At 42.0% G+C, this 12,142-nt stretch carries 8 protein-coding genes; 2 read left to right on the top strand and 6 right to left on the bottom strand.

The annotated features are described in order from the left end of the window. Positions 1-437 precede the first annotated feature (437 nt). Positions 438-4,649, top strand: a complete 4,212-nt coding sequence (locus tag AN486_RS24275) for a DEAD/DEAH box helicase (RefSeq protein WP_290602827.1) — start codon at positions 438-440, stop codon at positions 4,647-4,649. Between the two features lie 86 nt (positions 4,650-4,735). On the opposite strand, the gene AN486_RS24270 is transcribed toward AN486_RS24275, so the two are convergent. From AN486_RS24270 to AN486_RS24245, 6 genes are all read right to left on the bottom strand, one after another. After that, the gene (locus AN486_RS24270; RefSeq protein WP_053539561.1) at positions 4,736-5,524 is read right to left on the bottom strand and encodes a BMC domain-containing protein; all 789 of its coding nucleotides are present in this window, start codon (positions 5,522-5,524) and stop codon (positions 4,736-4,738) included. A gap of 100 nt (positions 5,525-5,624) precedes the next feature. Then, on the bottom strand, positions 5,625-6,434 hold the full coding sequence (locus tag AN486_RS24265; protein ID WP_039202032.1) for a transferase: 810 nt from the start codon (positions 6,432-6,434) through the stop codon (positions 5,625-5,627). 163 nt (positions 6,435-6,597) lie between these two features. Beyond that, on the bottom strand, positions 6,598-8,253 hold the full coding sequence (locus tag AN486_RS24260; protein WP_053539559.1) for a ribulose bisphosphate carboxylase small subunit: 1,656 nt from the start codon (positions 8,251-8,253) through the stop codon (positions 6,598-6,600). A 230-nt stretch (positions 8,254-8,483) separates the two neighbouring features. Beyond that, on the bottom strand, positions 8,484-8,789 hold the full coding sequence (locus tag AN486_RS24255; RefSeq protein ID WP_015080436.1) for a EutN/CcmL family microcompartment protein: 306 nt from the start codon (positions 8,787-8,789) through the stop codon (positions 8,484-8,486). A 6-nt stretch (positions 8,790-8,795) separates the two neighbouring features. Then, positions 8,796-9,140, bottom strand: a complete 345-nt coding sequence (locus AN486_RS24250; RefSeq protein ID WP_015080435.1) for a carbon dioxide-concentrating mechanism protein CcmK — start codon at positions 9,138-9,140, stop codon at positions 8,796-8,798. Positions 9,141-9,233: 93 nt separating this feature from the next. Beyond that, on the bottom strand, positions 9,234-9,542 hold the full coding sequence (locus tag AN486_RS24245) for a carbon dioxide-concentrating mechanism protein CcmK (RefSeq protein WP_027401081.1): 309 nt from the start codon (positions 9,540-9,542) through the stop codon (positions 9,234-9,236). A gap of 656 nt (positions 9,543-10,198) precedes the next feature. Here AN486_RS24245 and AN486_RS24240 point away from each other — a divergent pair. Then, on the top strand, positions 10,199-12,055 hold the full coding sequence (locus AN486_RS24240) for an NAD(P)H-quinone oxidoreductase subunit F (RefSeq protein ID WP_053539558.1): 1,857 nt from the start codon (positions 10,199-10,201) through the stop codon (positions 12,053-12,055). The last annotated feature ends 87 nt before the right edge of the window (positions 12,056-12,142 follow it).

Raw genomic sequence — 12,142 nt, 5'->3', positions numbered from 1 at the left:
GGGAAGAACAGAAGTTTTTTCCGATCATTATCCGTCAAAATAAATTTGACGAACTACTAGATATGGTAAACATAATATAGCTACGCCACGCTATGCGAACGCGGCTATACAAACGAAATAATCCTGTAATTATACTCAAAACGGCTAGAAGCTGGACTTTTTTATTATACAAAGAACAAGGTTCAAAGCCTCTCCCCGTTGCGGGGAGAGGTTTGGAGGGGGGTTTCATATTTGGTTAAACTATGAACCGTTTGCAGTATACAAAAGATGGATTCGATTATTGTGTTCCGAGAGTGACAGAACGGGGTTAATGGTTCAAACTTTGAGAAAATGTAGCAATTCATCTGGTAATCTAAAAGGTAATATTCCAGTTAAAAGCTCAACTGCTTTTGCACATCTACACCAGATACCTAACAACGGTGTCAATTATTAGTACCATGTCTGATTTTAACGCTAATTCCACCCAATTACGAACACAACTCGCTAAAAAATACTTCGATTTATCCCCTACTATCCAAAAGATTATCCAATTGTTTTCGATAATTTATGCACCGATAGACAAAAGTTCATTCCTCAGTTGTCTTTCGCAAACTGCTGCCTTAGACGAAAAGAATAGACCTTGGACTGCTACAACCCTCAATTACCAAATTGAAAAATTGGTAATAGCACTTTTGCTAGTTAAGGAAAACAAATCAGGTCCTGAATGCCATCCGTTACTCACAGAAATTGCTACTCGTCATGCGGTAGAAACCGGAAAGTTCGATATATTAGTTAAAGCCGTAGAGGAAAAACTACCTGTAAGTAATCACTGGAACAAGAATTCGCGGATGTTCCGCAGTCTCCGCCAGTGTATCAGAGAAATCCGCATTGGTCTTTACCGCCAAGACCTTAATTTTATTAATAAGCAAATTGAAGATTACCAAAATTACAGTAATCATACAGAAAAAATAGTCATAAAAAATATTTTTGAGCAGATATGCAATAACCCATTTGACGAAAATTGGTTTAAGACCTTACCACAAGAATTATATGAACGTGGTATATCTAGCATCCTCTTCAATTCGGCATTAAAATTGGCTGACTGCGAAGATGCGTTTATGATGCTAGACGAAGAATGTTGTGAATCTGAAAAATATGCTTCAGATTATCTAAATCTGGTTTTGACAGAACAATTCTTATTACGGGGTGATACCGAAGAAGCACAGGATAGTTTAGAACGGATATCAGAGAAATATCAACATAACACAGCTACTTATTGGGGTTGGTTGAATTTTCTTCGAGGTGAAAATGAACAAGCCATTAAATATTATACAGATGCCCTCAAAGCTATAAAAAAAGCCACAGGCAAACGCTCAATATATTTTAATACAATGGGCGGCTTATTTTTTATCTTAGCATTGTTAAAAGATGGTTCAGCAGAACGCCTCAAAGAAGCAGAAGAGTATGCCACATTAATGTCTCGTGAATCAGATCATTGGCTCACATTTGTTTATGTCAGATTGAAAATGGTACTGCAAGTTCAGCGAGGTGATATTACCCAAAAAGAACTTGTAGTAAGTGCCTATATTGCTTCTGTAGAAGAAAAAAATAGCTTAAATACATTATTTTGTTCTCTGTGCCTTTACTGGATGGATGCTGAGAGTGCAAAAAAACGCCTACCTGATTTATTAGAGCCATTATATCGGCGATCGCTCGCATCCGGTCATCACTGGCTGACAATGGAAACCGCAGAACTTCTATCCCGACTCAAACCCAGCAGCAACTATAAACAACAAGCAGCGGCACTACGAGAAGATAGCGGCATCCAAACCATAGTAGATGTAATCCAACCCCAAGCAGATTGGGAAATGTGCCTCAATGCCCTCGCAAATCTCCAGAAACAACCACAAAAACCTGGCAAACCAGAGTCAGAACTGCGGTTAGCATGGTTCATCACCTTCCATTTCGTTCAATGTAGTTTACAGCCCAAAGAACAAAAAGTTAATGCCAAAGGAGAATGGAGTAAAGGTCGTCCCATAGCCCTTAAACGTCTTAGCAGTGGATTAGCTGAGTTTGATTACGTCACACCCCAAGATATGCGGGTCTGTGGTTGTATTGAGGCATATAGTGAGGGCTATTATGGCAAAGTTGACTATATGTTTAACGAAAAAGCCATCTTAGCTTTAATTGGACATCCAGTAGTTTTTTGGGAAGATACACCCAATATCCGCGTAGAAATCGTCAAGGGAGAACCAGAACTACTGGTGAAAAAAGAAAAACAAGGTCGTCTCACCTTGGAATTTTCGCCCAAATTACCAGAATCACAGAATATTCTGCATATTAAAGAAACCCCAACCCGCATCAAAGTTATTGAAATTAAAGCTGAACACAGACGTATTGCCGAGATTATTGGTAAAGATAACAAATTAAATGTTCCTGCGATCGCCGAAAAGCAAGTTTTAGCAGCCATTAATGCCGTCTCTGGCATCGTTACCGTTCATTCTGACATCGGTGGCGGACTAGAAAATGCAGAAGAAGTCCCCGCCCAAACCTTACCCCATATTCACCTCTTACCTGCCAATTCTGGCTTGAAAATCACCCTGTTATCCCGTCCCTTTACCCAAGGTGGACCCTACTTCCGTCCCGGTGCAGGTGGTGAAACAGTCATTGCCGAAATTGAAGGTAAACGTCTGCAAACTAAACGCAATTTAGCAGAAGAGAAACAACTCGCCCAAGCAACCATAGCAGCCTGTCCCACCTTAACGCGAATTGAAGAACAAGATGGTGAATGGGCAATAGAAGAAGCAGAGGACTGTTTAGAACTGCTGCTAGAATTGCAAACACTGGGAGACAGTGTAGTTATGGCTTGGCCAGAAGGGGAAAAACTGCGGGTTAGCCACAATGCAGACTTGAAAGACTTTAATTTATCAATTCAACGTCAACAAGATTGGTTTGCAGCCACCGGTGAATTAAAATTAAATGACGACCTGGTGCTAGATATGCAGCAACTTCTAGCACTTTTGGAAAAAACCCCCAGCCGCTTTATTCCCCTTGGTGACGGTCAATTTTTAGCTTTAACCCAAGCTTTTCGCAAACGTCTCGACGAATTACGGATGTTTTCGGAAAAACATGGAAAAGGTATGCGTTTTCACCCCTTAGCCACATTAGGGTTAGAGGATTTTGTAGATGAGGTAGGTAAGCTAAAAGCAGATAAACACTGGAAGGAACATATCCAGAAACTCAAGGAAGTGCAAGACCTGCAACCAGAACTCCCGTCTACGTTTCAAGCCGAATTACGGGATTATCAAATGGATGGTTTCTGTTGGTTAGCACGGTTAGCACATTGGGGTGTAGGTGCTTGTTTAGCCGACCAAATGGGACTGGGTAAAACCGTGCAAGCATTAGCAGTCATTCTTAGAAATGCCCATCATGGACCAACTTTAATTATTGCTCCTACTTCTGTGTGCATGAATTGGGTAAGTGAAGCGCAAAAATTCGCCCCAACTCTAAATATTCTGCAATTTTCTGGCGCGAACCGTCAAAAATTATTAGATGGTTTACAACCGTTGGATATGTTGGTCTGTAGTTATGGTTTATTACAGCAGGAAGAAGTATCTCAAATGCTTGCTCAAGTGCAGTGGCAAACGATTGTGTTAGATGAAGCCCAATCAATTAAAAATATGGCTACTAAACGTTCTCAGGCAGCTATGAACCTGAAAGCTAATTTTAAAGTGTTGACTACTGGAACTCCCATTGAAAATCATCTGGGTGAGTTGTGGAATTTATTCCGGTTTATTAATCCTGGTTTATTGGGTTCTTTTGAAACCTTTAATCAACGCTTTGCAAATCCCATTGAGAGATATCAAGATAAACAAGCACGTAATAAACTGAAAAAACTAATTCAACCATTTTTGTTGCGACGAACAAAAAATCAGGTGTTGTCAGAATTGCCTTCTCGAACTGAAATTCTGCTTCATGTGGAGTTAAGTAAAGAGGAAAAGGCATTTTATGAAGCGTTGCGTCGTCAAGCTATATCTAAATTAACCGAAAGTAATGCAGATGCAGGACAGAAGCATTTACAAGTTTTAGCAGAAATTATGAAACTGCGTCGCGCTTGTTGTAATCCTAGTTTGGTAATGCCTGACACTGAATTATCCAGTTCTAAGTTGCAGCTTTTTGGTGAGGTGCTGGGTGAACTTTTAGAAAATCGCCATAAGGCGTTGGTGTTTAGTCAGTTCGTTGACCATTTACATATCATCCGCAATTATCTGGTTAAAGAAGGGATTAAATATCAATATTTAGATGGTAGTACCCCAATGGCAGAACGGAAAAGAAGCGTGGATGCCTTTCAAGCGGGGGATGGGGATGTTTTTCTCATTAGTTTGAAAGCCGGGGGTACAGGACTGAATCTCACCGCTGCTGATTACGTGATCCATACAGACCCTTGGTGGAATCCGGCTGTGGAAGATCAAGCTTCTGACCGCGCCCACCGGATTGGACAACAACGCCCGGTAACAATTTATCGTCTGGTGGCTAAGGATACTATTGAAGATAAGATTGTGGAGTTGCATCATCACAAGCGAGATTTGGCGGATAGTCTCTTGGAAGGTACTGACATGAGTGGCAAGATATCAACGGAAGCATTATTGCAATTGATTCATGAAGGTTGATGAGTTTTATACAAGTAGGCTTTGCTGGAAAAGTTGTCTGTGAGGGCTAGAAGTATGGCTAACGCTACGCTATCAGCAAGCCCTACTTATTCATCATTCCAAATCTCTTCCTTAACTCTCACAGGCAGTTTCGCCAAATCAGGCAACTCCACAGCTTCCACATCTGTTATTTTATCTTTAATATTAATAGGTATATTAACTGGTTGACGTTCTTCCATCCAGCAACTAGCCACAGGTAAAGTTTCTTCCAACTCATCCAAAGGACGAGGAATCACCATAACTGCATTTAACTCACCAATGCGTTCCGCTTCAAACATTCCCGCTTCTACTGCTACGGCAACATTAGCCACTGAACCGCGAATAATTGCCGTACACAAACCAGCACCAATTTTCTCATAAGATGCTAATTGCACATCAGCAGCTTTAAGCATAGCATCACAAGCACCCACCATAGCAGGAAACCCGCGAGTTTCCACCAACCCAATCGCTTGATTACTCAAACGGCTGTATCCACCACCATCTCCCATAAATCGAGTCAGACGGTTAATAGGTAGAATTATATCTAAATTAGGATAAGGACGCGCAATCACCAAACTAGAAACCAACTGTCCAAACTGTTCAGCCGTTTGCACACCAGCTTCCACAGCCAAACGGACATCAGCAATGCCACCTCGGACAATTGCTGTACAATGACCACTACCAATTTTTTCATAACCAACTAAGTGGACTCCAGCCGACTTTAACATCATGTCAGCCGTGCCAACTATAGCGGGAAAACTGAGAGTCGAGACTAAACCTAAAGCAGTGTCTTTGAGGCTATCACGGCGACGTGGTGCATGAATATTACTCAAAGCACTTTGATTATATGTTTCCATCTAAATTTTCCAGGATAAGGTTCGTATAGCGTCTTCAATCACAAAAGAATGAAAACTAGCATTTTAATATGGACTTACGTTCATACTTCATACTTAACACTTAACCTGAAGAATTGTGAGAGTTTTCGTTACCCAAGGATTGTCTATGGGGAAATAATGTACTCAGCAGCCTATTTATGCTACCTTGTCCATAGATTTGCGTACCAAAAATGTTGTGAGCTTCTAGATCAGACTCGCTAGGTTCTAAGTTTTCAGAAGTAGTTTCTGTAGACTCTGGAAGCGGAGTTTCAACGGGGGTGGAATCACTAGCCACAGCCGTTTCCGACTCTGGTGGAGACTGGCTTTTCGGTGTAGGTGAAGGTGGAGATACAGGTGTAGATTGGTGTTTAAACTCCAGAAAAGCCGCAACCGAGAGTTGAGTTGAGGAAAATACTTTTTCCTGTTCCTCTGGTTTCTCTGGTTGAGAATGAGGAGATTCAAGTTGTTCGGCTGATTCCTCTGGTTTCTCTGGTTGAGAATTAGTAGATTCTGGTTGTACCGCTGACGGTTCAACAATCTGCCGACTAGTATCTCCCAAAATTGAACCAGAGGGAATAACTTGTCCTGGCGCTACGGAACAGTTAAAAACCGTTGTGGCTGCACCAATACAAGCATTAGCCCCAATTTTGCCTTCACCAACCATCAAAAAACCGGCTCCCAAGTTTGCTCCTGCTTCTATTTCTAGAATACCCTCACTTACTTGGAGAATTGATCCCATACCCAGACATACTCCAGCCCCAATCACAATTGTACTGTTAGTAGCTGCTTGCAGAATTACCCCAGGAGCTATTACTGCACTGGGATGAATAATTACGTCGCCATGAATATGAGCATCAAATCTATCGCCCAGGCGTAGCAGCGATACAGACATGGAATTTATTACCTCGGAAGCCGGAAATGGTCAGTTGTTGGTTGTCAGTTGTCAGTTGTCAGTTGTCAGTTGTCAGTTGTCGGTTGTCAGTTGTCAGAAGGAAGAAAATTTCTCCCCTACTTCCTCTGCTTCCCCTACTTCCCCTGCTCCCCTGCGCCTGCCTCTACGGACGTTGGATAATTGCTTCTAATACGCGGCGTTTCGCTTTAGGGTCAGTCCCAACTAAGCGTACATATTCGCCTGGGTATTCAGAGACGTATCCTTCTAGAGCAGCGATCGCTTCTCTTTCAGATGTAGCCTGAATTTGACCCGCAACTGTCCAAGTTCCTGTGCGGAAACGGCGTTGATCTACGTGTTCCACCGCAATTTTTGCCCCACTGGACAATAGTTGGCGCAATTGACCTACTATTTCCGCAGTTAACCGGGTGCTAGTAGCTGTCGCCGTTGCAGTGGCAGAACTTGTACTGGTAAATGATTTTGCGCTACCAGAAGATGCTACTTGTCCATTCGGTCTTTGGATAATTGCTTCTAATACGCGACGTTTGGCTTTAGTGTCAATCCCAATCAAACGTACATACTCACCTTGATGAGTTTCTATACACTCTTCCAAGGCAGCTACAACTGCTTGAGCCGAATTAGATTGAATTGGTTCACAACTGTTCCAAGAACCTGTACGGAAGCGACGCTCGTCTACGTGTTCTGTCCCAATTTTGAAACCACCAGCCAAAAGTTGACGAATTTGATCTACAGTTTCTGCACTCAATTTGGCACTACCAACACCATTGCCGTTACCATTACCATTGTAACTACCAGCAGATGCAGCGGCAGGGGCTTTAAAGCTAGATGTACCAGCAACAACACCTTCAGGACGTTGAACGATTGTTTCTAATACCCGTCTTCTGTTGCTGTCAATACCAAATAGACGCACATATTCACCGCTGTGGTCTCTCAAGCAAGACTCTACAGCCGCAACAGCTTCACCTAAAGACCGAGTTTCAATTGCTTGACAACTTTGCCAAGAACCTGTACGGAAACGTCTTTGGTCTACGTGTTCTGTCCCAATTTTAAATCCTTGTTCTAGTAGATAACGTAATTGATCTACTGTTTCTGCACCCAAGCTATAGCTAACCACGTCACTACTCCTTTCTAACTCTTCAACTTCAATACTTGTATAAGATTTAGCACCGGAAAGATTGAGTTCATCCCGAATCGGCGCAATACACTTGCTATCCGCAGCACAGTGATAACCAGCCCGTAAAGCCTGATTAATCCCTACTACATGGTGAGCAAATTCTTGATCCTGTGCTTGGACATCTGGCAATCTATCCGCTTGCTGCTGGGTCGTAATTATTGATCCAGAAGCTACGTATTTACCCGGTGGAATTTCCACATCTTGAATTAGGGCGTGCATCATCACAATGCAGCCTGCACCCACCCTGGCATTAAATACCGTAGAACGAAAGCCAATAAAACAACTATCGCCAACGTAAGCAGGTCCATGAATCAGTGCCATGTGGGTAATGGAGGCACTTTTCCCAACCCATACTGAGTATTTCTTGCCATCATCACCAACGACTCGGCCTTGCTCCAACCCATGAATGACCACACCATCTTGAATATTGGTATTTTCACTAACACAAAAAGGTGTCCCTTCATCGGCTCTAATCGAAGTCCCCGGAGCAACAATTACATTTGCACCTATATTGACATCACCAATGAGGTTACAAGAAGAGTGGACAAATGCAGTTTCATTGATTTTTGGTTCTGCTAAACTCCTTGACCATGGGGTTGGGGGTGCCGCCGTGCTGCGGACTACCATTGCGAGATTCCTCCTGAAATAAGCTTTTTGTCAGTGGTCATTGGTCATTGGTCAGTGGTCATTGGTCATTGGTCATTGGTCATTGGTCATTGGTCATTGGTCATTGGTCATTGGTCATTGGTCAGTTGCCTATTTTCATCAACTCTTACCTCTTACCTCTTACCTCTTACCTCTTACCTCTTACCTCTTACCTCTTGCCTCTTGCCTCTTGCCTCTTGCCTCTGTTCTGACTATCTATACTGGTCTTTCTTGCTGTAAATTACACGATCTTCAACGTAAATGGTGTCTATAATTGCCACTACTGCTGCGTCTAACGGTCGTTGTTCATTACCTGATAATTGACGAGCAGCACTGCCACGACTGACAAGTACCCACTCATCTACTCCTGCCCCTACACTGTTATCGGCGGCTACCTCGTATACTGGCAGGAGATTGCCATTTTCATCTATTAATTGCAACATTAGTAGCTTCACACCCCGCAGACTGGGATCTTTTTGGGTGCTGGTTACTGTGCCACGAACTCTGGCAATTTGCATTATTAATTATGGTCTTCTACCGAAAGGGCGGATTGTGTTAACACCTTCCCGGAATTGTTCTACATCTTCGGTATAACGAATGGGGAGGACATATTCCAAGTTTTCGTGGGGACGAGCAATAATGTGGGTAGACAGCACTTGTCCACCGTTGACGCGCTTAACTGATTCTACTCCAGCACCTACGGAAGCTTGAACTTCGGAAACATCACCACGGACGATAACTGTCACCCGACCACTACCGATTTTTTCATAACCAACCAAGGTAACACGAGCAGCTTTTACCATCGCATCAGCAGCTTCTACTACGGCTGGAAAGCCTAGAGTCTCTACCATTCCTACTGCAATTGACATTTGTTTTTGTCCTTAAATTAAATTTTTACTTGTACCAGATTTAAACTCAAGCAAGCAGTCCTGTTAATGTTTTTCGTTTAAACAGTAATTAGACTAAGCCCGGAACTGTTCTACAGCTTCTGTATAACGAATTGGCAAGACATATTCTAGGTTTTCATGAGGACGAGCAATGATATGGGTAGATACCACTTCACCACCGTTGACTCTTTTAGCTGCTTCAATGCCGGCTGCTACTGAAGCTTGAACTTCAGAAACATCTCCTCTCACAATAACTGTAACGCGAGCGCTACCAATTTTTTCATATCCTACTAAAGTCACACGGGCAGCCTTCACCATTGCGTCAGCAGCTTCTACTACTGCGGGAAAGCCTTTAGTTTCAATCATTCCAACTGCAATTGGCATCGCAGAACTCCTCAAAATTTAATCGAATTAGAACTATGGGTGGAAATTTTGGACGGGGATGCTCATCCTGATCCGAAAATACTGCCACATTTAAGCATAGGAAACCTTGGCATCCCTGGCAACATAAATTACTATAATAGTTTGTAATAAAATATATTAAAAAAAGTTAACAAAAGTTCATACGGTCTTTTATGAGATTAAAATTCACTGATCCCTAGAGTGACAACTTATGCTTTATAATTTCTTTATCACTTTGAGAATTACTATAGTTCATAGCCCAAGCTAATTCTTTGATGAGGAGGATTGGTGAGTGCTATATATGGGACGGACGGGCTACTGGCTATATCTTTCCTGTGATTCGCTATGGCTATAAACAGTGGGTAAAAATCTGCAAATTTTACCAACGTACTTAAAAAACAAATTTAAAAAAAGCAGAAAAATAAAAAATGTTGTTCAAAAATTATTAGAATATCTAAGATGTTAAATTATATTTAATGGCTCAATAATAGGCTAATCTAAAGTAAATGTGCTTAGGCATATTGAGCTAAAAAAAGTTAAGAAAACATAGATTTTCACAAGGATATTGTTTTTTGAGCAAATGATTATTTAAAGGCTGCTTAAGAGAATCGGAACTGAGTTGTTAAGGAAAATATTAGATGAATGAGTTTCTATTTTTAACGAGTTGCTTCGTGCCTCTTTATAGTTTACTAGGGGCAATTTTGACTTTGCCTTGGAGTATAGGAATCATCCAGCGTACGGGACCTAGACCTGCGGCTTACTTGAATTTATTGACTACCATCTTAGGTTTTGTCCATAGTTTCTTAGTATTTAAAGATATCTGGAATCGAGAACAGGAAAATTTAGTAATTACTTGGTTTCAAGCTGCTGATTTTCAATTATCTTTTGCTCTGGAAATTTCCGTAGTCAGTGTTGGGGCAACAGTTTTAATTACTGGATTAAGTCTATTGGCGCAAATTTACGCACTAGGCTACATGGAAAAAGATTGGTCTTTAGCCAGATTTTTTGGTCTAGTCGGATTTTTTGAAGCTGCTCTGAGTGGTCTAGCAATTAGTGATTCTTTGTTTCTCAGCTATGCTTTGCTGGAAGTTCTCACCCTTTCGACTTATTTACTGGTGGGATTTTGGTATGCTCAACCGTTGGTAGTGACGGCGGCGCGAGATGCCTTCTTGACGAAGCGGGTAGGTGATTTGTTGCTGCTAATGGCTGTGGTGACTCTTTCTACTTTAGCGGGTAGCTTAAACTTTTCGGATTTGTATGAGTGGGCGCAAACCGCTGATTTAAACCCTGTGACATCAACCTTGCTCTGTTTGGGTTTAATTGCCGGTCCTGCTGGTAAGTGCGCTCAATTTCCCCTGCATTTGTGGTTAGATGAGGCAATGGAGGGACCCAACCCAGCTTCGGTGATGCGAAATTCGTTGGTGGTAGCTGGAGGTGCTTATTTCCTCTACAAAGTCCAACCATTATTATATTTGTCCCCTATTGCCTTAAATACTTTGGTGGTTGTGGGGGTAATGACAGCGGTGGGGGCGACATTGGTATCTCTAGCCCAAATTGATATTAAGCGATCGCTCTCCCATTCCACCAGTGCTTACATGGGATTAGTATTTTTGGCTGTAGGCTTGGAACAAGGTGGAGTGGCGTTAATGTTACTCCTGAGTCATGCTATTGCCAAAGCCTTATTATTCATGAGTTCTGGTTCAGTTATCTACACTACCCAAACCCAAGATCTAACGGAAATGGGGGGTTTGTGGTCAAAAATGCCAGCTACTACCACAGCTTTTATAGTCGGTTCGGCAGGTATGGTAACACTATTACCCTTGGGCAGTTTTTGGGCAATGTTAGCTTGGGCTGACGGCTTAGTAAAAATTAGCCCTTGGGTAATTGTGGTTTTAATCTTAGTTAACGGCTTAACGGCTTTGAATTTAACTAGGGTATTCCGGTTAGTTTTTTGGGGACAACCCCAACCAAAAACCCGTCGCGCTCCAGAAGTTGCCTGGCCAATGGCATTACCAATGGTGACTTTAACTATCCTGACGCTATTATTACCCCTGATGCTACAGCAATGGTATTTATTACCTAGCTGGGAAAGCCTAGATTGGTATGTAGTCGGATCTTTAGTAGCTTCTACCATTGCTGGGGTGACTATTGGCGCAACAATTTATCTGCACAAGGCTTGGTCAAGATCGAGAATTTTGATTTGGCGACTTATACAAGACTTATTAGGCTATGATTTTTACATAGACCGCATTTATCGCTTAACGATTGTAAGTGCTGTGGCGCTGTTATCGAGGATATCCGCGTGGAGCGATCGCTTTTTGGTAGATGGTCTAGTCAACTTAGTCGGCTTTGCTGCGATTTTTAGCGGACAAAGTTTGAAATACAGCATTTCTGGTCAATCACAAGGCTATATGCTAACAATCCTTGTCTTTATTAGCATTCTTGGTTTCCTAATTAGTCTGTCATTAGGTTTATTCGAGAAATTACCTTTTTAGGTAATGGGTAATGGGTAATGGGTAATTGGTAATTGGTAATGGGTAATGGGTAATTGGTAATTGGTAATATTCTTCCCCTACCTCCCC

The organism is Anabaena sp. AL93, assembly GCF_001672085.1.
In the GTDB taxonomy this organism is placed as follows: Bacteria; Cyanobacteriota; Cyanobacteriia; order Cyanobacteriales; family Nostocaceae; genus Dolichospermum; species Dolichospermum heterosporum.
The sequence above is the reverse complement of the archived record's forward strand: the minus strand, read 5'-3'. Positions and strand labels throughout refer to the sequence as shown.